The following is a 22,646-nucleotide window of genomic DNA, read 5'->3' as shown; positions in this document are numbered from 1 at the left end:
CGGTGCCCCCTGCGATACGCAAAAGGATAAAAAATGCTGGAAATCAAGAATCTGCACGTGAAGCTTGAAGAAGAAGACAAGCAGATCCTAAAGGGTGTGGACCTTACGGTTGAAGCCGGCAAGGTACACGCGATCATGGGGCCGAACGGGTCAGGCAAGTCAACACTCAGCTACGTGCTGTCGGGCCGCGACGGGTACGAAGTGACCGAGGGTTCCGCCACGCTGGATGGCGAGGATCTGCTGGAGATGGAACCGGAAGAGCGCGCCGCTGCCGGCGTGTTTCTGGCCTTCCAGTACCCGGTCGAAATTCCGGGCGTGGGCAACATGACCTTCCTGCGCACCGCCGTGAATGCACAGCGCAAGGCGCGGGGTGAGGACGAGCTGTCCGCCGCGGATTTCCTCAAGGAAGTGCGTGCCAAGGCCAAGACGCTGAAGATCGATGCGGATATGCTCAAGCGTCCGGTCAATGTGGGCTTCTCGGGCGGTGAAAAAAAGCGCAATGAAATCCTGCAAATGGCCATGCTGGAACCCAAGATGTGCATCATGGACGAAACCGACTCGGGTCTGGATGTGGATGCGATGAAATTGGTCGCCGAAGGTGTGAATGCGCTGCGCGATGAAGGTCGCGGGTTCCTGGTCATCACCCATTACCAGCGCCTGCTGGATCACATCAAACCCGACGTCGTGCACATCATGGCCGATGGCCGCATTGTCAAAACCGGAGGCCCAGATCTGGCGCTTGAGGTTGAAAACAACGGTTATGCCGACATTCTTGCCGAGGTGAACTGATGGCCTTGCCCGAAGTCAAACAAACCGCGACCGAGGCCCGGCTGTCCGCCTTGACCATGCCCGACGCGGGATGCACCCGCGCCGCGCGCGAAGACGCGCTGGCCCGTGTTCTGGAAACTGGTCTGCCCGGACGGCGTGACGAATATTGGAAATACACTCAACCGGACACTCTGGTCTGGCCAGACGCGCCTCCGGCTGCGGTGTTTGCCGATGACGAGCCGTTGATGTTCAGCGGGCTCGACCGGCTGAACATCGTCTTCGTGGACGGTGAATTCAGCGCCGAAGAGTCGGACGACCTGACGCTGGAAGGCGTGACCATCGACCGGCTCGAGGATATCTGCTGCAAGGACATTCATTGGGCGAAAGACCTGTATGGCGTGCTAGAGACGCGCGGTCAGTCTCCGGTCCAGCGTCCGCTGGCGGCGCTGAACACGGCTTTTGCGTCGGATGGTGTGGCCATTCATGTCACCGGCAAACCGTCCAAACCGATCAACCTGATCTATCGCCATGCGTCGCCGACCTCGGATGCGATCCTGCACCACGTCATTCGCGTGGAAAGCGGGGCCGAGGCCACCATACTGGAAACCGGCCCGGCTGCGTCACGCTTCAACAAATGCATGGAGATCGACATCGCCGACAAGGGCACGCTGCACCATGTGCGCGCGCAGGGCAGGGACCATGAACGTCGCGCCGCGACCCATATGTTCACCCGTCTGGGCACGGAATCGGTCTACAAGTCATTCACTTTGACCGTGAACGGCGTGCTGACCCGCAATGAGCAGGTCGTCGAGCTGACCGGCGATGACGCGGTCGCCCATGTGGCCGGGGCCTGTGTTGGCGATGGCGACTTCCATCATGACGACACGGTCTTCATCACCCATGACGCGGTAAACTGCGAAAGCCGGCAGGTGTTCAAGAAAGTGCTGCGCAACGGGGCGACCGGCGTGTTCCAGGGCAAGATCCTCGTGAAGGAAGGCGCCCAGAAGACCGACGGTTACCAGATCAGCCAATCGCTGCTTCTGGATGATGACAGCCAATTCCTCGCCAAGCCCGAGCTTGAGATCTATGCCGATGACGTGGCGTGTTCGCACGGCTCGACCTCGGGTGCGATCGACGAAACCGCGCTGTTCTATCTGCGGTCCCGTGGCGTGCCGGTCAAGGACGCAACCAACATGCTGACTTTGGCCTTTCTTGCCGAAGCGGTGGATGAGATCGAAGACAGCGCCTTGGCGGAAGAGATCGTAAGCCGTCTGGAAGGGTGGCTGGCGCGTCGTAGCTGATGGCCGTCTCGTCTGACATATTGGCCACATACCGGGGGCCGGGGCGCGTGGTGCGCCGGCTTCTTGAAATGGGTCGGCGGGAAGACAGGGCGCTGGTGTTTGTCATGGCATTTTGCGTTGTGGCCTTTGTCGCGCAAATGCCCAGCCTTGCCCGCAAAGCGCATCTTGAAGGCGTCGAGCTGAACATGCTTTTGGGCGGCGCTTTACTGGGGTCGGTGTTCATACTGCCGTTGTTTTTCTACACGCTGGCGCTGATTTCCTATTGGGCAGCGCGGATGGCGGGCGGGCAGGGCACTGCTTATGGCGCACGACTGGCCCTGTTCTGGGCGTTGTTGGCATCCGCCCCCCTGGTCTTGTTGAATGGTCTGGTTGCCGGGTTCATCGGGCCCGGGCCCGCTTTGACAATTGTGGGTGTCGTCTGGGTTGCTGTTTTTGTCTGGTTCTGGTTATCCGGTCTGAGACAAGTACAAAGGTCCGCTGCATGACTATCAATTCCCTCGGCGCTCTGGCGGTTCTGACGATCAGAAGCCCCGACCAAGCCGCCCGCCAGCTGTTGTCCCTGAAACCGGGGCGGGAAGGGTTGTGGCTGGCCTTTGCGCTGGCAGTGGTTTTGAACTGTCTCGTGCAGTTGGGAATCGATTTGTCGGTGCCTGTGCCGCAAGGTCAAATCGCACCACCACCCGAAAGTGTCCCAGTTGTTTTGCTGCGATCCGCCGGAGCAATGCTGCTGAGCATCCTCGCGTTCTTCGTCGTTGGAAAAGCGATAGGCGGCAAAGCAAGCTTTGACGATCTGATGGTCCTGACAGTGTGGTTGCAGTTCCTGCAAATCGTCGCCCTGGTCATGACGCTTGTTCTAAGCCTGACGATGCCGTTTCTGATGATGATGATGCTGTTCGCAACGGCGATCCTGAGCCTTTACATCACGCTTCATTTCCTGAACGAAGCGCATCAATTCGGATCCCTTTGGAAGTCCTTCGCCGTAATCCTGTTGTCAGCCCTGATTGCGGTTCCCTTCGTCCTGTATTTAACACCGGCCGCGCCTGTCTAGGAAAACCGTATCATGTATGATGTGCAGAAAATTCGCTCTGACTTTCCGATCCTGTCACGTCAGGTGAATGGCAAGCCGTTGACCTATCTGGACAACGGTGCGTCTGCTCAAAAGCCTCAGGTCGTCATCGATGCGGTGACCCGTGCCTATTCCGAAGAGTATTCGAATGTTCACCGTGGATTGCACTATCTGTCCAATCTGTCGACCGAGAAATACGAAGCTGTTCGGGGGATCATCGCCCGTTTCCTGGGGGCATCGAACGAGGATGAGATCGTTCTGAATTCCGGAACGACCGAAGGGATCAATCTTGTTGCCTATGGCTGGGCCATGCCGCGCCTGGAAGCCGGGGATGAGATCGTCCTGAGCGTCATGGAGCATCACGCCAACATCGTGCCCTGGCATTTCCTGCGGGAACGGCAGGGCGTCGTTCTGAAGTGGGTGGATGTGGACGCTGACGGAGGGCTGGATCCCCAGGCGGTGATCGATGCGATCGGCCCGAAAACCAAACTTGTGGCCGTGACGCAATGTTCCAATGTTCTGGGTACTGTCGTGGATGTCAAATCCATCACCGAAGGTGCACATGCCAGGGGCGTTCCGGTGCTGGTTGATGGCAGTCAGGGCGCGGTGCATATGCCGGTGAACGTTCAGGACATCGGTTGCGATTTTTACGCCATCACCGGCCACAAGCTGTATGGCCCGTCGGGGTCGGGTGCGATCTACATCAAGTCCGAACGCATGGCCGAGATGCACCCCTTTATCGGTGGCGGAGACATGATCAAAGAGGTCAGCAAGGATCAGGTGATCTACAACGACCCGCCTATGAAGTTCGAGGCCGGAACACCCGGCATTGTCCAAACCATCGGCTTGGGCGTTGCGCTGGAATACATGATGGATTTGGGAATGGAAAACATTGCCGCCCATGAATCCGGCTTGCGGGATTATGCGATGCAGTGCCTGAACGGTCTCAACTGGCTTCAGGTGCAGGGCACGCGGCCAGACAAGGCAGCCATCTTCAGCTTTACGCTGGACGGGGCCGGCCATGCGCATGATGTATCCACCATTCTGGACAAAAAAGGCGTTGCCGTCCGCGCCGGGCATCACTGCGCAGGCCCGCTTATGGATCACTTGGGCGTCACGGCGACCTGTCGTGCCAGCTTTGGTCTGTATAACACGACGGATGAGGTCGACACGCTGATCGAAGCGCTTGAATTGGCGCATGATCTTTTCGCCTGATTTTGGTTTCAAAGAGGGTGCAACAATCACGATTTTCAGTTGCACCCGGATCGGAACAAGGTTAGCTAACGGCCAAGGCACCTGTAGCTCAGCTGGATAGAGCGCTGCCCTCCGAAGGCAGAGGCCAGAGGTTCGAATCCTCTCAGGTGCGCCACCATCGCCAAATTTCTAAGGCTTTTTGGCAAAACAGGAACTTCTGCGCCGAATTGGCAGAAGTTCGCGGGCCACATGGCCGTCGCTAATGAAGGACAAGCGTCCTGCGCTGGTCCGAGGATATGCCGCAGAATAGCGTCATTCAACATCTGACCGGCCAGGAATTCTTTTGCTTTCGCGTTTTCGGTTTCCAGCGCCCGAAGCATCTTGGCTTCCGACAGTTCCAACCCGCATCTGCTGTTGAAACTACGAAAGGTGTCCTGGCTGATCCCCTCTCGGGAAATTTTCAACGCGAATACCCCTTCGGGCCATGGATAGTGTCTGCACGCCTCCGTTTTTCGCCCGCTTGCCACCACCCTATTAATCCTGACAATCATTTTGAGGCTTAACCCCTCAAGCAGTGGTTTTTTTGATGTACACTTTACGAACGAGGCTGGCGCGCGTCAGCTCAAATGGAGGAAGGAATGTGAAAGTCATCTCTTCAAATAAGAAGCTGATAATCGTTGTCGTGATTGTAGCACTATTGGGTAGCGCGATTACCGGGGTTTCAGCTTCAAGCGTTTTAGGATGGATCGTGGTCGCCGTAATTCTGGCGTTTATCATTGGAAAGCTGACCGATGATGAAGAACCCGAAAGCGATGATGATTCAGAAAGCGACAATGCTTCCGGTTCCAGTGTTCCCACTGACGTCGGTGATGAAAAGTCTCGTGAGACCAGCAATTCCACTACGGCGACAGCATCCAGCAATGACACCGGAGGCGGAGATGCCGGCGGCGGAGGGGGAGACGCGGGGATGTAACTGGCCGCCCCAGTCAAACCCCTGTCATAAAAGCCGAGATCGTAAAGTCGCTGTCTTAGCCGCGCCAGGTGCGGACGACACCGCAGTCCATATGCACGAAATTGGATCCGTAATATTGACCGACACCGCCGGCCCGGCATGACATAGCAGCCTTAGCCATCTGCGAGACTGAGCGGGAAGACAGGCGCAGGTCTGCCGCTTGTCCCTTCATATGAAGCGACTTCCGGGCGACGCCGCGAGAGCGGGCGCGGAGCATGGCGTTGGTCTGGGGGGAGCGATAGCCCGACAGCAACATGTAAGGTTCGTTGACATCCAGAAGGTTGTGTGATGCCGCCATGATATCAATCGTACGTAAATCGATGGATTTTACGTGATCCGTGCGCCAATCGCGCATGAAATGGTTCACTTCTTTGACAGCGTCCTTGATATATTTACCATCGACCCAATAAATCATGTCCAACCGTTCGCCCGTGCGACCGGAATACATGCGAATGCGACGGATATCGCCGCCGCCGCGCAAAAAGCCTGCTGCTTTGGAGTAGGTGGGTGCTGCTGCGACTGCTGTTGCTGCAAACGCACCCAATAGGGCACGTCGGGTCAAGCCCGAGGAACTGCTCTTGGTCATTTTGGTTCGTCCCGTACTGTTCCTGCCTGCGCACGATGTTACGCGCGCTGTCTTAATTTTTTCCCATCCCAGATGCGGAATTTATGACACAATCGGATTCGACGGCCAAGAAGTGTTTCATAGTCACCTTTTCAAGGGGGAATTTTCGGCAGATTTTTGCGCAAATGTCACAGCCGAGCGCAGAATATTTGCAAGTGTGGGCTGCGCATCACCGGGCCGATGCAAACGCGCATCAGGCGACAATAGAAGCAATTCGGTAAGGAATTTGTGAATAGACAAGTCTGCGCAGTCAAACTCATAGTTGTTCGACGCACGTATCACCAACCAAGCCATTGATTCCAAGGCCATCCAATGCTTTCTGTTTTCCGAACCCGTACCAGTATCCTGCTTGCCGCCTGTTTTGCGGCCACCGCCAGTATGGCAAACACCACTTCTGAACCTGCGCACAACACGGCGTTTCAGATGGCCGTTGCAGAACATACCCCACGGGAATCGCAGATCGCAGAGTTTTACCGGACAAACGGGTTTTCGCCGATTTGGGTGGGTGAATCCGATGAGCATATGCAACGCCGGGCCGCATTGATCCAGGCACTGTCACATGCGCATCTGCACGGTCTGCCGCAGGCTGATGCCACTGTTTCATCCTTGATTCAGAAAATGCAGGATGCACGCTCGACACGCGACCTTGGCGCCGTTGAGGCTGAACTGAGCAGGGTTTTCGTAGAGTTTGCCGACGCATTGTACTCGGGTTTTCTTCGGCCCGGAAACATCGACGACGGGCTTGTTCGGTCGGTGGATCGTCGCAGCGCGGCCGAGCATCTGAACGCCCTGAACACACATGGCGCCGCGTATCTTGCGCAATTGGCTCCTCAAACCCTTCAGTACCGGGCTCTTATGAAGCAGAAACTGGCGCTACAGGATTTGATAGATCAAGGCGGTTGGGGGGCGACCGTCCCGGAAACCAAGCTGGAATACGGTGATACCGGGCCTAATGTTGTAAAGCTTCGCAATCGGCTGGTGTTGATGGGCTACATGAAACCATCGGCCAGCCCGTCTTTCGACGCCGCGCTGCTGGAAGGGGTCAGGGCCTTTCAAATCGCGCATGGATTGGAACCCGATGGTGTTGCAGGCAAGGGCACGATTGCCGAGTTGAATCGCCCCGCCGTGGACCGGCTCAAGGCTGTTTATGTTGCTCTGGAACGAGAGCGCTGGTTGCCTCGGGAACGCGGCGCGCGTCATATTCTTGTCAACCAGACAGATTTTTCGGCAAAGATCGTGGATGACGGGCAAGTCACGTTCGAGACCCGTGCGGTGATCGGCAAAAACACGCATGATCGCCGCAGCCCAGAGTTCTCGGACGTGATGGAACATATGGTGATAAACCCCAGCTGGTATGTCCCGCGCTCGATCATCACCAAGGAATACCTTCCGAAGCTGAAAGCGAACCCCAACGCGGTCGGTCATATCCAGATCACGGACAGCAGGGGGCGGCAGGTCAATCGCGGGGCGGTTGATTTCAATCAGTTCACCGCGCGAAGCTTTCCTTTTGCGATGCGCCAGCCGCCCAGCAAAAGCAATGCTTTGGGGCTGGTCAAGTTCATGTTCCCCAACAAGTACAATATCTATCTGCATGATACGCCTCAGAAAAGCCTGTTCGCGCGTGAGGTTCGGGCGTTCTCGCACGGCTGCATCCGACTGGCACAGCCTTTCGAATTTGCCTATGCATTGTTGGCCAAACAGGAAGAGGACCCCAAAGCATTCTTTCATCGTGTTCTGAACACGGGAAAAGAAACCAAGGTTGATTTGGAACAAAAAGTTCCGGTCCACCTGATCTATAGAACGGCATATGTCGGTCCAAAAGGCGAGGTGCAGTATCGCCGCGATGTCTATGGCCGGGACCGCAAGATTTGGGAAGCCCTGCAAAAGGCAGGGGTGGCCCTGCCGGACGTTCAGGGTTAAGCACAGGGCAAATCCTGCCAAAAGGAAGCCCGAGATGCAGTTTACCATTCAGCAAATCGCCGACGCTTTGGGTGCCGAATGCCAAGGCGATGGTGGCCTGACGATCGTGCGGGCGGCCGAGCCGGGCGATGCCGGACCAACAGATCTGGCCATGGCCATGTCACCGAAATACGCCGAAGCGCTTTCGAAAGGGGAAGCGCGCGCCGCCGTTCTGTGGGAAGGCGCGGATTGGCAGGCAATGGGGTTGCGAGCGGCCATTTTCGTGAAGCGTCCGCGCATGGCGATGGCGGGGATCACCGCAATGCTGGATCGCGGGCAAGGGATTGAACCGGGCATTCACCCTTCCGCAGTGATCGATCCAACGGCCGAAATTGGACCAGATGTGGCGATAGGACCTCTGACTGTTGTTGGTGCTCGGGCGCGAATAGGTTCGGGCTCGGTCATCGGTGCACACTGCGTGGTGGGAATGGACGCCATTCTTGGCGAACAGGCCCTGTTGCGCGAAATGGTTAGTATTGGCGCGCGCGCACAAATCGGGGATCGGTTCATCGCGCAACCCGGTGCAAGAATTGGCGGCGACGGGTTCAGTTTCGTAACGCCCGAGGTCTCTGGCGCTGAGCGCGCCCGCGAAACGTTGGGTGATCAGGGGGACGCCAAGGCCCAAAGCTGGCTTCGTATTCATTCTTTGGGCGCGGTTGAGATTGGTGACGATGTCGAGGTTGGCGCCAATTGCACCGTCGATAATGGAACCATCCGCAACACGCGGATCGGTAACGGCACCAAGCTGGATAATCTTGTCCATGTCGGGCACAACACCCGCGTCGGGCGGGATTGTCTGTTGTGCGGTCAGACGGGTGTGTCCGGCTCGGTCGAGATCGGCAACAACGTTGTTCTGGGTGGTCAGACCGGAGTGGTCGACAATATCTTCATAGGGGACGGCGTCATTTCGGGTGGGGGCACGAAGATTCTGTCAAATGTGCCCGCCGGGCGCGTCGTAATGGGGTATCCGGGCATCAAAATGGAGACGCATACCGATGTCTACAAGGCGCAGCGGCGACTGCCCCGAATGGCACGCGACGTTGAGGCACTGAAAAAGGCTGTTTTCAAACAGACCCCAAGCGATTAAATCATCGTCAAACTGAAAATCAGGGGATCGACATGAGCATCAGCGACCGCGTCATCGCAATCATTGCAGAGCAGGCCGTGCTGGAGCCATCGGATGTGACGCCCGAAAGCACGCTGGAAGATCTGGGAATCGACAGCCTTGGTCTGGTCGAAAGTATTTTCGCCATCGAGGAAGAGTTCGACATTTCAATTCCGTTCAACGCCAACGAACCCAAGGCCAACGATTTTGACATATCCAATGTCGCTGCGATCATTGCCGGGATCGAAAAGCTCGTGTCGGAAAAGGTCTGACTGGCGCTCATGAAACGTGTTGTCATTACCGGCGCAGGTACGATCAATTCACTGGGCCATTCGGTTCCTGACACCCTGGAAGCCATGCGCGAAGGCCGTTGCGGCATCTCGGAACTGGAATTTCGGGATGTTGATCGGTTGGCCATCAAAATCGGCGGGCAGGTTCGCGGCTTTGAGGCTGAAGGTCGGTTCAACCGTCAGCAGATGTCGTTGTATGACCGGTTCACTCAGTTCACTCTGACCGCCGCCAAAGAGGCCATCGATCAGTCCGGCATCGAGTTTCACGGAGAGTTGGCCGCAAAATCAGGTGTTGTTTTGGGGACCGCCGGCGGTGGCGTATCGACCTGGGATGACAATTATCGCTCGGTTTATGAGGACGGAAAGAACCGGGTACACCCGTTTGTTGTTCCCAAACTCATGAACAATGCGGCGGCCAGCCATGTTTCTATGGAACACAATCTCAAAGGCCCCAGCTTCACCGTGTCGACCGCCTGCGCGTCGTCGAACCATGCCATGGCTCAGGCCTTTCAGATGGTCCGAAGCGGTATGGCCCCGGTCATGATCACTGGCGGATCTGAATCCATGTTGTGCTTTGGAGGCGTCAAGGCCTGGGAAGGGTTGCGCGTCATGTCCAAGGATGCGTGTCGACCGTTCAGCGCCAACCGCAACGGAATGGTACAGGGCGAAGGGGCCGGTATCTTTGTTTTCGAGGAATACGAGCACGCCCGCGCCCGTGGCGCCGAGATCATGTGCGAAGTCGTTGGTTTTGCCATGTCGTCGGATGCGGCCGATATCGTGATGCCCAGCAAGCAAGGGGCTTCAAGGGCCATGTCAGGTGCCTTGGCCGACGCCAGATTGAATGCAAGCGATGTGGGCTATATCAACGCACACGGCACCGGGACGGCCGCGAATGACAAAACCGAATGCGCCGCCGTTGCGGATGTTTTTGGGCCCCATGCTGACGACCTGATGATATCGTCGACCAAATCCATGCATGGTCACCTGATTGGTGGAACCGGCGCGGTGGAACTCTTGGCATGTATCATGGCGCTGCGGGACGGTGTGATTGCACCCACCATCGGATACGAGGAACCCGATCCGGAATGCGCGCTTGATGTTGTGCCGAACGAGGCTCGGGAAGCCAAAGTTGACGTCGCGCTCAGCAATGCGTTTGCTTTCGGCGGGCTGAATGCGGTTTTGGCGTTGAAGCGAATTTAATCAGCGAAGCGCCGCCGCAATCGGTGCGGCGGCACAATCGTAAACGCACCCTCAGTTCGCGTTGACGGTCAGAGTGTCATAGCCGGACGTAAAGCCGGACAACGACATCTCCATCTCCAGTACCTGATCAGGGAAGCGGGCCGGAACGAGCGAGAAGATCGCCTTGGTGCCAGCTTTCATTGCATCGATATCGCCTTGGCTTAGGCCCAGCTGTGCGACGCAGCCAACAGGCAGGCAATGATGATAGTTGTACAACTTGCGGGGCGCACCATCGATGGACAGGGCGAGCTGAGCTTGCAGCAGTGTTTCCAACGGAACGATCACATTCGCCCATGCAACTGCCGCGCCGCCCTCGGGCAGTCTTCCAATCGACACCTCAGCTATCGGATCACCCTGGTTGCCCTTCAGAATCTGGACGATGGCGCACGGGTCTTCGCCTTGCTGCGCCTTGATGCAGGACAAGTCCCAGTCACCGAACTTTTCCTTGACGAACTGTTCTCCGGGGCGCGGGCCTTCCTGACCCAAATCGAGACCGTTGTCCGGTTCGGATGTCGTTGTGTCCTGCGCATATCCTGCGCCACATAGAAGAATTGCCGCCACTGTACTTAGCGAGAGGATTTTCTTGATCATGAATGCCTCGACTTGATGCTTGAGCTTTTTGCTTCGTTTAACACTCTTCTGAACTGGTGTCAGGCACTAACAGAACGCCATGTCTGAACGTGAACGGATTCTTGCCAGAACACCAGAAACCAACTGCCCTGAGACAGAAAAAGAGAGCTGTATAAGCCAGCTCTCTTTTCCAAAAGGTTCTCCCCGTCGGACTGGCCGACTTATTTATGCGCAAACCCTACGAAAGGGGCGCAGACGGGTCAACAGCTATCCTCAAATTTTAATTTTACGGTCAGAACTTTGAAACCAAATTCGAACCTGCAAAAAAGCCGTGCCCGAAGGCACGGCCAGTCGACAGGGAGGAAGTCTGCCCCACGTGAAGGAAACAAACGCGGGGCAAATTGACTATCGCAGTCAAAGGTTAACTTTGTATGCTGGTCACGGATCGGTGAAACATAAGGCAATGTTAATGGGCAAGAATATATTTTTGGGTGGCGGAGGCGAAGGCTATGACCAGCCGCAGGAACTGGCGCTGAAATATGCGAACCGTCATGGGCTGATTGCCGGCGCCACCGGGACCGGTAAGACCGTAACGTTGCAAATCCTCGCGGAAGGCTTTTCCCAAGCCGGAGTTCCGGTGTTTTTGTCCGATGTCAAAGGTGATCTGTCGGGCCTGGCTTTGCCCGGAAGCGACGCGCACAAAATGCATCAGGCATTTATGGATCGTGCCAAACGCATTGGGTTCGACGATTTTTCCTATTCTGCCTGCCCGGTTGCGTTCTGGGATCTTTTTGGCGAACAGGGCCATCCGGTGCGGACGACGGTCACTGAAATGGGCCCTTTGCTGCTGTCCCGGTTGATGGAATTGAGCGAAGCGCAGGAAGGCATCCTGAACATCGCGTTCCGCGTGGCCGATGAAGAGGGAATGCCTCTTCTGGATCTCAAAGACCTTCAGGCGCTGCTGGTCTGGATCGGCGAGAACCGGGCCCAGCTTTCATTGCGATATGGCAATGTATCGACATCTTCGATCGGTGCGATCCAGCGGCGATTGCTGGTATTGGAAAACCAGGGTGGAACAAAGCTGTTTGGCGAACCCGCGCTGGATCTGTCCGATTTGATGTGCACCGATGAAAACGGGCAGGGGATGGTGAACATCCTTGCTTCGGACAAACTGATGGCCGCGCCACGGCTTTATGCGACATTCCTGCTGTGGCTGCTGAGCGAATTGTTTGAGGAACTTCCCGAAGTCGGTGATCCTGACAAACCCAAGCTGGTGTTCTTCTTCGATGAGGCGCATCTGTTGTTTGACGGTGCTCCGAAAGTGCTGGTGGACAAGGTCGAACAGGTTGCGCGCCTGATCCGGTCCAAAGGCGTGGGAGTCTATTTCATCACCCAGAATCCCGCCGATATTCCCGAGGATATTCTGGGGCAGTTGGGCAATCGCGTTCAGCACGCTTTGCGAGCCTTCACGGCGCGTGACCGAAAGAACCTGCGTCTGGCGGCGGAAACCTATCGCGAAAACCCCGCCTTCGACACCGAAGCCGCAATTCGTGAGGTGGGCGTTGGTGAGGCTGTCACGTCGATGCTGCAGAAAAAAGGTGTTCCCGGAATTGTCGAGCGCACATTGATTCGTCCGCCGGGTTCCCAGTTGGGGCCCATATCTGATGCGCAGCGGCGGACCATTCTCGATGCCTCGCCAATGGCGTCGAAATATGATCATGAAATTGATCGAAAATCGGCCTTTGAAATCCTCCAGGCTCGGGCTGAGGCCGCCGCCAAGGCCGCTGAACAGGCAGAGGCCGATGAATTGCTGGAGGCACAATCACCGATGGAACGAGAGTATTCTTCGGCTCGCAGATATTCGGGAAGCCGGGTCGGCAGATCCTCGTCCCGGGTGCAACGGCGGAAAGACACGTTTGCATCGGCGATGACCGATGCGGTGATCAAGGAACTGAAGGGAACGACCGGACGCCGGATTGTTCGCGGTATTCTGGGTGGATTGTTCCGCAACAGATGACGTTACGGCGCCCATCACGGGCGCCGTAGTGTTTACTTCAGACGACGCTGGCCTTCCTGACGGCAGTAGGCGTCAGCCTCCGGCACGGACATTTTCGAAGCCGGGAAGTCAATCGCCCGGTCCCAGGTCACCCGGTCGTGACGGTATAGCTGACAGGTTACGACACCTTTGGGCGTTTGAACCTTGACGGGAGTTGTCTCAAGTTCTTCCGGTGTGGGAATGCAGGCGGTTGTTACGATGGCAACAACCGGAAACAGAAGCAGTGTCTTGAACCGTGGTGCTTTCATTTTTGACTCTTTTCAAAACGTGTAAATGATCGTTACAGATCGGCGTAGACGGATGTGAGTGCCGGCGACATACCGCAAAAAGAAAACACTGCGGTGTGTCCGTTTATTCAAAAAATCGTTAAGAATCAAGAAACCGCGCCGGATGAGAGGCGCGGTTTCGCTTATTGAAGGTGGAAGTGATCTATTTCTCTGGGATCAGCCCTCTTGGGCTGAATCTGAGAACAATCAACAAGATCAGACCCATCGTGAACAGGCGCATATGCGCGGCGCTGTCCAGCAGGTGAGCTTTCAATGCACTTCCGTCCGGCAAGCCGGCGGTAATGACATTCATCAGCCACAACCCGATCGGTTCAACCTGAACCCACAGGAACCAGATCAGGAATGCGCCCAGAACGGCCCCGAAGTTGTTGCCCGAACCACCCACGATCACCATCACCCAGACCAGAAAGGTAAAGCGCAGCGGTTGATAGGCGCTTGGCGTCAACTGGCCGTCCAGCGTTGTCATCATCGCACCCGCGATACCGCAAATGGCCGAACCCAGTACGAATATTTGCAGATGACGACGGGTGACATCCTTGCCCATGGCCTCAGCCGCCACTTCATTGTCACGGATTGCGCGCATCATCCGGCCCCACGGGCTTTTCAGCGCCATCTGTGCCATCCAGAGCAGAACCAGAAGTACTATCATGAACAGCAGCGAATAGCCGAGTTTGACCGAGAGGGTGGACGCGGTGACGGGGTCCAACCCCAACCATTCGGCCCGCGCCAGAAAGGCCGGGTCGTTCTGCAAATCCACTTCGTAGCCCACAACAGGGGACGGGCGTGGGATGCCGTAGACATTCTTGACGCCCCGGGCCAGCCAGTCTTCGTTTTTCATGACGGCGATGATGATTTCGGCGATACCCAATGTGGCAATCGCCAGATAATCCGAACGCAGGCCCAGCGCCGTTTTACCAATCAGCCACGCAGCACCCGCCGCCAGCAAACCACCCGCCGGCCAGGCCAACAGAACCGGCAGATTCAAACCGCCGATATTGCCGGCAATCGCCGGGTCGATGGCCTCGACCGCCGCAATGCTGGGATCGAACACCGCGCGATAGACAAAAAAGCCCACGACAAGAACGGCGATGATCGTCAGGGTTTGCACACGGCCTTTCGGCAGCTTTGTTGCCACCAGAACGGCGGCAACCACTGTCGCGGCGCCCAGCAGCAAAGACAGAACGATGCCATAACCTCCGGCGGCCCAAGCACCGGGCGTGGGCGGCGTTGAAACCAGTACGACGGCCAGACCGCCCAGTGCGACAAAGCCCATCACGCCCACATTGAACAGACCGGCAAAACCCCATTGCAGGTTTACTCCGATCGCCATGATGGCGGAAATCAGCCCCATATTCAGGATCAGGATCGCGGTGTTCCAGCTTTGCGTGAAACCGGTCAACAGGATCAGGCCGCCGACAATTGCGAACAGCAGCGTGTTTTTGACAGAGTCGGTCATACGGCCTTTCCCTTGAAAAGTCCCGTGGGCTTGAACAGAAGCACAATCAGCAGGATGACAAAGCTGACCGCGAACTTGTAATCGGTCGAGAGGAGCTGGACCAAACCTGACGGCGCCAGACTATCAGGCGACACATAGGTCAGCACCTTCTTCCAAGCGTATGTTATCGTCACTTCCGAAAACGCGATGATAAACCCGCCTGCGATGGCGCCCAGAGGATTGCCCAAACCACCCACGATGGCCGAGGCAAAGATCGGCAGCAGAAGCTGGAAATAAACGAAGGGTTTGAAGCTTTTGTCCAGCCCGTAAAGAACGCCAGCAGTTGTGGCCAGTGCCGCAACGATGATCCATGTGATCATCACCACACGTTCCGGGTTGATGCCTGACAACAGCGCCAGATCCTCGTTGTCCGAATAGGCCCGCATCGACTTACCGGTGCGCGTCTTGTTCAGAAACCAGAACAGCAGCGCCACGGCAACAACGACCACGATCACCGTGATGCCTTGCGACGTCTTGATGGCGAGACCCTCGCGCAGACCGGTCATCGCCTTGAAATCGCGCGCCGAAACAATGAACCGAGCCCCATCCGAGAACCGTTGGTCATCCGGCCCGATGATAAACCGGACAAGGCCGTTCATGATGAACATCACGCCCATGGAGACGATCACCAGAATAACGGGCTTTGCCTTTTGTTCACGGTAGAATTTGTAGACCAGCCTGTCGGTGATCAGCACCAGCACGATACAGCCCAGGATGGCAAAGGGCAGGGCAAGCAGGGCGGTTGGCAACGGTCCAAAGCTGATTCCGGCGGCCTGCAACCCCCATGTGACCAGTACGGCGACCATCGCGCCAAAGGCCATGGTGTCGCCATGGGCAAAGTTCGAAAACCGCAGGATGCCGTAGATTAGGGTCACGCCAAGCGCGCCCAAGGCCAGTTGGCTGCCATAGGCGACCGCTGGCACCAACACAAAATTCGCAAGCGCAACAAGCGCGTTGAGTAGATCCATTATTTCTTCTCACTGTCCGGGTGCGGCTTTATGGCACGACGCCGACGAAAGACACAACAATTTGGAACATGATTTTTAGGGCTTTATGCATGTTTTTATGCCGTTTGGCAGGCTTCGGACACGCTGGCAGAGGCCCCTTGGTTCTTCCCCAAAGAAAAAGACCGCGCCACACTGAGGGGCGCGGTCCGAAATCGTGAAAGATCGCGGGGCTAGGCACCGGTTTCCATGCATTGGCCGCGATCATTTTGCAGAACCGGGCGGCGGATGGACAGGTTGTAGGACAGATCCGGGCTTTTGACGAAGAACGTCATGACATGCTGTTCGGTCGTCAGGATGAACGTCAAGTTGTTCAGCCCCGGAAACACCTGCGCGTCCCCGGTCGTGTCACCGAACTTGACCGATCCCTTTTGCGCACCTTCAAACCGCGTCAACCGATACTCGGTTCCATCAATTTCCGATGTACACACATATTCGCGCTGCTGAGCGGCGGCACCGGTTGCCAGTTGTGCGGCCAGGGCGGCGATCATCCATTTTTTCATTTTGACTTCCAATTCTTGTGTCCCCAACCGGGGCGCGTTTCGGGGATTGGTTTAGGTGTTCGGGCGCAGCGATATTTTTGAAATTGGGCCTGATTAAAGCAGCAGATTGGCATTCAGCGCGTTTTCAAAGTCTTTTTTCCGCAACGGTCCGCAGGAGATTAATTGATATTTTTCAGATACCTAATAAAGGCTCTCATGTCCTGAGCCTCGGTTTGAACCACCGGTTGCCATGTTCTGGCCTTCAATTTTGCGCATTGCGATCAAGCAAAACGACCAGCCGAGAATCTCGACTGGCCCCACATGAAAATCTTCCATTGAAAAGCGTCGATCAGCCGCCCAAAAACGACTTTCGCACCTCGGGGTCGGCCAGCAGTTCCTTGCCCGTTCCGGAATAGGCGTTGCGCCCCTGAACCAGAACGTATCCCTTGTCGGCAATCTCCAAGGCCTGGCGGGCGTTTTGCTCGACCATCAGGATCGGCAGGCCGGTGCGGGACACTTCGATGATCCGGTCGAACAGTTCATCCATCACGATCGGCGAAACACCTGCCGTAGGCTCGTCCAGCATCAGGACCTTGGGCTGGGTCATCAGGGCGCGGCCCACGGCGACCTGTTGGCGTTGTCCGCCCGACAGCTCTCCGGCGGCCTGATTGCGTTTGTCGCGGAGGATGGGGAACAGGTCATAGACCTGCTCCATCGTCTGGCTGATGTCGTCGCGACGGATGAAGGCGCCCATTTCCAGGTTTTCCTCCACCGTCATAGAGGTAAAGATGTTCTGTGTTTGCGGCACAAAGCCCATGCCACGCATGACCCGATCCTGCGGGGTGAGGTTTGTAATATCCTCGCCATCCAGACGCACAGACCCTGAACGGACACCCAGCATCCCGAACACGGCTTTCATCGCCGTAGACTTTCCCGCACCGTTGGGGCCGACGATGACTGCGATTTCACCCTTGTCCACCGCGATGGTGCAGTCATGCAGGATGTCGGGCCCTTTGCCGTAGCCACCCGTCATGGTGTCGCCGATCAGAAACGGGCCGCCCTCGACCTTATGCGTCGCACCACTTTTGCGATGGGCCGGAGTCATGGTGCCGACACCGTGCGGATTGGTGATCGAGGCGTCCTTGTTGCCCTTGTCATCCTGATAGGGGTTGTCGCTCACGCGCCTGCCTCCAGTTTGTCTTTGTTCTTCAGGCCGGTGCCCAGATAGGCTTCGATCACGTGCTCGTTCGCCTTGATCTCGTCCAAGGTACCCTCGGCCAGAACCTTGCCTTCAGCCATGCAGATGACCGGATCACAGATCTTGCCGATGAAATCCATGTCATGTTCGATGACAACGAAGGTATAGCCGCGTTCCTTGTTCAGCCGCAGGATCGTGTCGGCAATGGTCATCAACAGGGTGCGGTTCACACCCGCGCCGACCTCGTCCAGAAACACGATCTTGGCATCCACCATCATCGTGCGGCCCAGCTCCAGCAGCTTTTTCTGACCACCCGAGACCTGACCCGCCTTGTGATCGGCCAGATGTTCAATCGTCAGAAACTCCAGCACCTCATCGGCCTTGGCCTTCAACGCGCGTTCTTCATCAGCGATGCGCTTGCGGCCAAACCACGTGTTCCACAGCGACTCGCCTGATTGCGCGCCGGGCACCATCATCAGGTTTTCGCGGCAGGTCATAGACGGGAATTCATGTGCAATCTGAAACGTGCGCAACAGACCCTTGTGGAACAGTTCATGCGGGGGCAGACCGGTGATATCCTCGCCGTCCATCACCACCTTGCCGCTGGTCGGCGGCAGAACACCTGCGATCACATTGAACAGAGTGGTTTTTCCTGCCCCGTTGGGCCCGATCAGGCCGGTGATCGACCCTTTCTGGATTTCCAGCGATGCCCCGTCCACCGCATGAAATCCGCCGAAATGCTTGTGCACGTCCTCGACGACGATCATCTTTTCCCCTTGCCGCCTGTTCGGCGCTGTTGTCTCGACCCCGTTTGCCGGGTGCGGTCTTTTTTCATTGAAACAGCCCGGACACAAGGCCCGGGCTGCTTGCATTCATAGCTTTTGGCGATCAATCAACGGAAGTTGACGGTCTTGTTTTCACCGTCGGTCACTTCGATCTCACGATAGGACCCCGCGCTTTCGCCGGGGCCGATCAGCTCGACACCGGACGCACCGACATAGTCGATGTCCTGACCGTTTGCCAGCAATTCCAGACCCTTGGCCAGTTCGCCGGGATAGATCTTTTCGCCCGGAGCGTTGGCAACGTCCATGATCTTGCCGCCATAGTCGGCCGGATTGGTCGATCCGGCAGCCTGCATGGCCAGCATGAACAGAGCCGCAGCGTCATAGGATTCGGGCGAATAGGGCGACGAACCGTCGAAGCCTGCTGCCTCGGCCATGGCGAAATACTTTTCGGCGCCTTCACCGCCCGAACCGGCGATCTGACCGAACGAACCGTTCAGGTCGGGGCCGACATTGGCCGGCAGCGAGTCACCGATCATGCCGCCGGGCAGGCCAAAGGTGTCAAACGCACCGCTGTCCAGCGCCGACTGGATGATGCCCAAACCGCCCTGATCCAGATAGCCCGCAACAACCAGAATGTCGCCACCGGCCGAGGCCAGAGCACCAACTTCGGCCGAATAGTCGGCCTTGCCATCCTCGTGCGCTGCAACGATGGTCACTTCACCACCTGCTGCCTCGAAAGAGGTTTGGATCGCGTCCGCCAGACCCTTGCCGTAGTCGTTGTTGGTATAGGTCAGAGCGATCGAGTTGATGCCGCGATCCTTCAGGATATCCGCCATCACCTGGCCTTCGCGCGCATCTGAAGGCGCGGTGCGGAAGAACAGGCCGTTGTCTTCCATGGTCGACAGGCCCGGCGAGGTCGCCGAGGGTGAGATCATGACCATGCCATTCGGAATCGCGACGTTCTGAAGGATCGCACCGGTCACGCCCGAGCAATCGCCGCCTATGATGCCGGCAACACCGTCGGCAATCATGCGTTCGCCGTTCGAAGTGGCCAGACCGTTATCAATGCAGCCGGTGTCGGCGCGCGATGTGGTCACTTTGGATCCATCCAGCAGTTTTCCGGATTCGGTGACTTCCGCCATCGCCAATTCAGCGCCCGAACCCATTGCGGGTGCCAGCGATTCAATTGGGCCGGTGAAACCGAACAAAACACCAAGCGTAATGTCTTCGGCCAGCGCAGGACCGGCCAGCAAAGCGGATGCTGCAGTTGCTGTAAGCAGCTTTTTCATATGGTTACTCCCTATTGTGAACGTATTCGTTCTGGCCACGAACCTAGGCAAGCTGCCCGGAAAAGAAAAGTCCTAACGCAATCGTGCCTTTATCGATCGGAAATCTATCTGTTTTGTTAGGGTTTGCCCAAGATTGTCCGGAGAGGGGTCAACATGCTCAGAGCTGCCGCGATTCTGTTCTTCACTTTTTGCACTCAAAGCGCCTTGGCACAGGCGTTGTCGACCTCGGTCGGGAATATTGAACTTGTCGAAATGGCAGGCGGGCTGGATACGCCCTGGGCCGTAGGCATCCTGCCTGACGGCAGTTTTCTTGTCACCGAACGGGACGGAAACCTGCTGTATGTTAAGGACGGAGAGGCGAAAGCCATATCCGGCGTTCCCAAGGTTGCAGCTTCGGGGCAGGGCGGATTGCTGGACATCACGATCCCGCGCGATTTCAATCAAAGCCGCGAGGTCTTTCTGACCTTTTCAAAACCGCAAAAAGGTGGCGCAGGCACGGCTGTCACCGTCGCGCGCCTGTCTAAGAACGGCACGCGCCTGACGAATCTGCGGGTCATTTTCGAGGCTTCCCCCGGCGGATCAGGCGGGCGGCATTTCGGCTCGCGCGTTGTAGAAGCCAATGACGGCACGCTTTTTGTAACCATCGGAGACCGAGGAGATGCGCCACAGGCGCAAGATCGCTCGAACGCCATAGGGTCCGTGATCCGTATCAACCGCGACGGCTCGGTGCCGTCGGACAATCCTTTCATCGGGAAGGCAGATATCCGACCTGAAATCTGGACCTATGGGCACCGCAACCCACAGGGGGCCGATCTGGATGCGCGCGGCCGATTGTGGGTGTCTGAACACGGTGCGCGCGGCGGTGACGAGGTGAACCTTGTCAAACCCGGCGCCAATTTCGGCTGGCCGGTCATCTCGTACGGCACGCATTATTCCGGAGAGAAGATCGGCGAGGGCACCAGCAAGCCCGGTATGGAACAGCCGCGCCTGTACTGGGACCCGTCGATCGCGCCGTCGGGGTTGATGGTTTATTCCGGCGATATGTTTCCTGAATGGCGGGGCGACATTTTCGTAGGCTCGCTGAAATTCGACTATATCGCGCGGCTGTCTGGAGATCCGCTGCGCGAGGTCGAGCAGATCAAGGGCCCCGAGACCGAACGAGTCCGCGACATCGTGCAGGCCCCGGATGGGGCGATCTGGTTCATTTCAGTCGGGCAGGGCGCGGTTTACAGGATGTCTGTCAAACAGTGACATACAAGGCATGCCAGCAGACTTTACAATTCCGTTTGCGCGTTTCCATCGTCGCAGTCACTCTGTCCAACAGGTTACACGGTTAAGGGGATATCAATGAGTGATTTCGACATTGAATTGTGCACAAGTATCCCGCCAAGAACCGAGCTGAATATTATTTTGGAGCAATATTATGCTCTTATCGCTCAAAGAATGCAGGGTATGGGGTTCGAATTGGATCCTTCCGCACCGCAAAGCGCACTTGAGGAATTCTGGGCGAACACGGATGACTACATGCCTCCGAACGGATGCCTAATCGTCGCAAGAAACCGAGGTGGCAAAATCGTGGGGTGTGGAATGATGAAACGGTTTGATCAGTCTACCGGCGAGTTGAAACGTGTATTTGTAACCGAAGACGCTCGGGGTACCGGAGTCGGGCGCGCATTGATTCAAGCACGAGAACAAGCCGCCAGAGCTATGGGGCTGAAGCGGTTAATCGCAGATACACTCACCCCAAATGTGGAAATGAGGTCTTTGTATCCCAAGCTCGGGTTTGTGGAACTGGACTCTCCGATCGAGACAACAACCTACAAAGATCAGCCCATGCTCCGACCGTACTTGCACTATTTCGTCAAAGAGCTTTGACGCTGAGCCTTAGACTGACAGTCTTCCACTTTGCGCACCACGCTCGCGATAGGGCGTGGTGTTGTAATGCGCCCGGTAGCATTTCGAGAAATGGCTGGGCGAGGCGAAACCACAGGCCAGCGCCACGTTGATGACGCTCATGTCTGTCTGCATCAGCAGGTTGCGGGCCTTGTGCAGGCGCAGTTCCATGTAATAGCGCTTGGGGGAACGGCTGAGATACCGGCGGAACAGACGCTCCAGCTGGCGGGTTGACATACCCACGTCCTTGGCAAGGATCGAGGGCGAGATCGGCTCTTCGATGTTTTTCTCCATCATCAGGATAACCTGGCTCAACTTCGGATGCCGCACACCGATTCGGGTCGGAGTTGACAGGCGCTGCGTGTCCTGGTCGGTTCGAATCGAGGAATAGATCATCTGATCCGCCACCGCGTTGGCCAGATCCTCGCCATAGTCATCTGCAATCAGCTTGAGCATCAGGTCAATCGACGAGGTGCCGCCCGCAGTCGTCATGCGGCTGCCATCGATCTGAAAGACGGCTTTGGTCAGTTCGACCTCATCGAATTCCTCGATGAAACTGTCAGAGTTCTCCCAATGGATCGTTGCCTTCTTGTTGTCCAACAACCCGGCCTTTGCCAGAGTATAGGCCGCAGTGCAGAGGCCGCCGATCCGCAATCCCCTTCGGGCTTCGCGCCGCAGCCAGTTCAGCACGCGCTTGCTGGTGGCCGCCTGAACGTCCACGCCACCGCAAATCAGAACAACGTCGTCTCGCTGCAGCTCTACCAGATCACTGTCAAGCTTGAACTCGGTCCCGGCCGAGCAGGTTACCGTCTCTCCGCCTTCTCCCATCAGCTTCCAGGTGTAAAGCTGTCTGTTCGCCATGCGGTTGGCGATGCGCAGACTGTCAAGCGCCGAAGCAAAGGACAGAAGCGAGAATTTGTCCAAAAGGACAAACACGAAATTCCGGGGTGGGGCCGCAGTGTCTTCCACCGTGACAACTTGGCGTTGCTCTTGCATGGCGAGATGTCCTTGCTTCGCTGCTGGTCAGT

General features: G+C 56.9%; 23 protein-coding genes and 1 tRNA gene. 14 read left to right on the top strand and 10 right to left on the bottom strand.

The window, feature by feature from the left end; all coding sequences use genetic code 11:
- Positions 1-33 precede the first annotated feature (33 nt).
- The 7 genes from sufC to GS620_RS03170 all read left to right on the top strand — a co-directional run bounded on the left by sufC (position 34) and on the right by GS620_RS03170 (position 5,302).
- Positions 34-789: a Fe-S cluster assembly ATPase SufC gene (sufC, locus tag GS620_RS03200; RefSeq protein WP_152458012.1), complete on the top strand. Its 756-nt coding sequence runs from the start codon at positions 34-36 to the stop codon at positions 787-789.
- Positions 789-2,069: a SufD family Fe-S cluster assembly protein gene (locus GS620_RS03195; protein ID WP_171614033.1), complete on the top strand. Its 1,281-nt coding sequence runs from the start codon at positions 789-791 to the stop codon at positions 2,067-2,069. The genes sufC and GS620_RS03195 overlap by 1 nt, the downstream gene beginning before the upstream one ends.
- On the top strand, positions 2,069-2,554 hold the full coding sequence (locus GS620_RS03190) for a YIP1 family protein (RefSeq protein WP_171614031.1): 486 nt from the start codon (positions 2,069-2,071) through the stop codon (positions 2,552-2,554). The genes GS620_RS03195 and GS620_RS03190 overlap by 1 nt, the downstream gene beginning before the upstream one ends.
- On the top strand, positions 2,551-3,117 hold the full coding sequence (locus GS620_RS03185; protein WP_171328360.1) for a YIP1 family protein: 567 nt from the start codon (positions 2,551-2,553) through the stop codon (positions 3,115-3,117). The genes GS620_RS03190 and GS620_RS03185 overlap by 4 nt, the downstream gene beginning before the upstream one ends.
- A 12-nt stretch (positions 3,118-3,129) precedes the next feature.
- Complete coding sequence (locus GS620_RS03180) at positions 3,130-4,350, top strand: cysteine desulfurase (protein WP_171614029.1); 1,221 nt, start codon at positions 3,130-3,132, stop codon at positions 4,348-4,350.
- 77 nt (positions 4,351-4,427) lie between these two features.
- Positions 4,428-4,504, top strand: a tRNA-Arg gene (locus GS620_RS03175).
- 465 nt (positions 4,505-4,969) lie between these two features.
- Positions 4,970-5,302, top strand: a complete 333-nt coding sequence (locus GS620_RS03170) for a hypothetical protein (protein WP_171614027.1) — start codon at positions 4,970-4,972, stop codon at positions 5,300-5,302.
- Between the two features lie 55 nt (positions 5,303-5,357).
- On the opposite strand, the gene GS620_RS03165 is transcribed toward GS620_RS03170, so the two are convergent.
- Entirely contained in the window at positions 5,358-5,927 is a 570-nt protein-coding gene (locus GS620_RS03165) for a DUF882 domain-containing protein (protein WP_152458006.1), read from the bottom strand.
- Between the two features lie 351 nt (positions 5,928-6,278).
- Here GS620_RS03165 and GS620_RS03160 point away from each other — a divergent pair, with 351 nt between their 5' ends.
- Genes GS620_RS03160 through GS620_RS03145 form a run of 4 tightly spaced genes read left to right on the top strand, consistent with a single transcriptional unit; the run spans position 6,279 to position 10,520 of the window.
- Positions 6,279-7,886, top strand: coding sequence for a murein L,D-transpeptidase (locus GS620_RS03160; protein WP_171614025.1), 1,608 nt, complete (start codon positions 6,279-6,281; stop codon positions 7,884-7,886).
- Positions 7,887-7,920: 34 nt separating this feature from the next.
- On the top strand, positions 7,921-9,012 hold the full coding sequence (gene lpxD / locus GS620_RS03155; protein ID WP_171614023.1) for a UDP-3-O-(3-hydroxymyristoyl)glucosamine N-acyltransferase: 1,092 nt from the start codon (positions 7,921-7,923) through the stop codon (positions 9,010-9,012).
- Positions 9,013-9,044: 32 nt separating this feature from the next.
- Entirely contained in the window at positions 9,045-9,302 is a 258-nt protein-coding gene (locus tag GS620_RS03150; RefSeq protein ID WP_171204768.1) for an acyl carrier protein, read from the top strand.
- Positions 9,303-9,311: 9 nt separating this feature from the next.
- The gene (locus GS620_RS03145; protein ID WP_152458002.1) at positions 9,312-10,520 is read left to right on the top strand and encodes a beta-ketoacyl synthase; all 1,209 of its coding nucleotides are present in this window, start codon (positions 9,312-9,314) and stop codon (positions 10,518-10,520) included.
- Between the two features lie 51 nt (positions 10,521-10,571).
- Here the strand turns inward: GS620_RS03145 and GS620_RS03140 are convergent, their stop codons facing one another.
- A complete protein-coding gene (locus GS620_RS03140; protein ID WP_171115889.1) occupies positions 10,572-11,150 on the bottom strand; it encodes an invasion associated locus B family protein in 579 nt (192 codons plus the stop codon).
- Between the two features lie 448 nt (positions 11,151-11,598).
- Here GS620_RS03140 and GS620_RS03135 point away from each other — a divergent pair, with 448 nt between their 5' ends.
- Complete coding sequence (locus tag GS620_RS03135) at positions 11,599-13,146, top strand: helicase HerA-like domain-containing protein (protein ID WP_171614021.1); 1,548 nt, start codon at positions 11,599-11,601, stop codon at positions 13,144-13,146.
- A gap of 32 nt (positions 13,147-13,178) precedes the next feature.
- Here GS620_RS03135 and GS620_RS03130 read toward each other — a convergent pair whose 3' ends face one another.
- From GS620_RS03130 to GS620_RS03100, 7 genes are all read right to left on the bottom strand, one after another.
- Positions 13,179-13,433, bottom strand: coding sequence for a hypothetical protein (locus GS620_RS03130; protein WP_171115893.1), 255 nt, complete (start codon positions 13,431-13,433; stop codon positions 13,179-13,181).
- A 181-nt stretch (positions 13,434-13,614) separates the two neighbouring features.
- On the bottom strand, positions 13,615-14,928 hold the full coding sequence (locus tag GS620_RS03125) for a branched-chain amino acid ABC transporter permease (RefSeq protein WP_171204767.1): 1,314 nt from the start codon (positions 14,926-14,928) through the stop codon (positions 13,615-13,617).
- Positions 14,925-15,935 carry a branched-chain amino acid ABC transporter permease gene (locus GS620_RS03120; RefSeq protein WP_171614019.1) on the bottom strand — a complete coding sequence of 337 codons (1,011 nt, stop codon included), beginning with the start codon at positions 15,933-15,935 and terminating at the stop codon, positions 14,925-14,927. Before GS620_RS03120 ends, GS620_RS03125 begins: the two co-directional genes overlap by 4 nt.
- Positions 15,936-16,144: 209 nt before the next feature.
- Positions 16,145-16,474: a hypothetical protein gene (locus GS620_RS03115; RefSeq protein WP_171614017.1), complete on the bottom strand. Its 330-nt coding sequence runs from the start codon at positions 16,472-16,474 to the stop codon at positions 16,145-16,147.
- Positions 16,475-16,802: 328 nt separating this feature from the next.
- Positions 16,803-17,633: an ATP-binding cassette domain-containing protein gene (locus tag GS620_RS03110; RefSeq protein WP_171614015.1), complete on the bottom strand. Its 831-nt coding sequence runs from the start codon at positions 17,631-17,633 to the stop codon at positions 16,803-16,805.
- Entirely contained in the window at positions 17,630-18,418 is a 789-nt protein-coding gene (locus GS620_RS03105; protein ID WP_152457994.1) for an ABC transporter ATP-binding protein, read from the bottom strand. The genes GS620_RS03110 and GS620_RS03105 overlap by 4 nt, the downstream gene beginning before the upstream one ends.
- A 125-nt stretch (positions 18,419-18,543) precedes the next feature.
- On the bottom strand, positions 18,544-19,725 hold the full coding sequence (locus GS620_RS03100) for an ABC transporter substrate-binding protein (RefSeq protein ID WP_171614013.1): 1,182 nt from the start codon (positions 19,723-19,725) through the stop codon (positions 18,544-18,546).
- A 153-nt stretch (positions 19,726-19,878) separates the two neighbouring features.
- Here GS620_RS03100 and GS620_RS03095 point away from each other — a divergent pair, with 153 nt between their 5' ends.
- The gene (locus GS620_RS03095) at positions 19,879-20,976 is read left to right on the top strand and encodes a PQQ-dependent sugar dehydrogenase (RefSeq protein ID WP_171168154.1); all 1,098 of its coding nucleotides are present in this window, start codon (positions 19,879-19,881) and stop codon (positions 20,974-20,976) included.
- A 96-nt stretch (positions 20,977-21,072) separates the two neighbouring features.
- Positions 21,073-21,600 carry a GNAT family N-acetyltransferase gene (locus GS620_RS03090; RefSeq protein WP_171115904.1) on the top strand — a complete coding sequence of 176 codons (528 nt, stop codon included), beginning with the start codon at positions 21,073-21,075 and terminating at the stop codon, positions 21,598-21,600.
- Between the two features lie 9 nt (positions 21,601-21,609).
- Here the strand turns inward: GS620_RS03090 and GS620_RS03085 are convergent, their stop codons facing one another.
- On the bottom strand, positions 21,610-22,614 hold the full coding sequence (locus tag GS620_RS03085) for a GlxA family transcriptional regulator (protein ID WP_171168156.1): 1,005 nt from the start codon (positions 22,612-22,614) through the stop codon (positions 21,610-21,612).
- Positions 22,615-22,646: the final 32 nt, after the last annotated feature.

Origin of the sequence: Ruegeria sp. HKCCD6428, assembly GCF_013110595.1 — a bacterium.
Taxonomy (GTDB): Bacteria; Pseudomonadota; Alphaproteobacteria; order Rhodobacterales; family Rhodobacteraceae; genus Ruegeria.
This window is presented reverse-complemented; position numbering and strand designations above follow the sequence as displayed.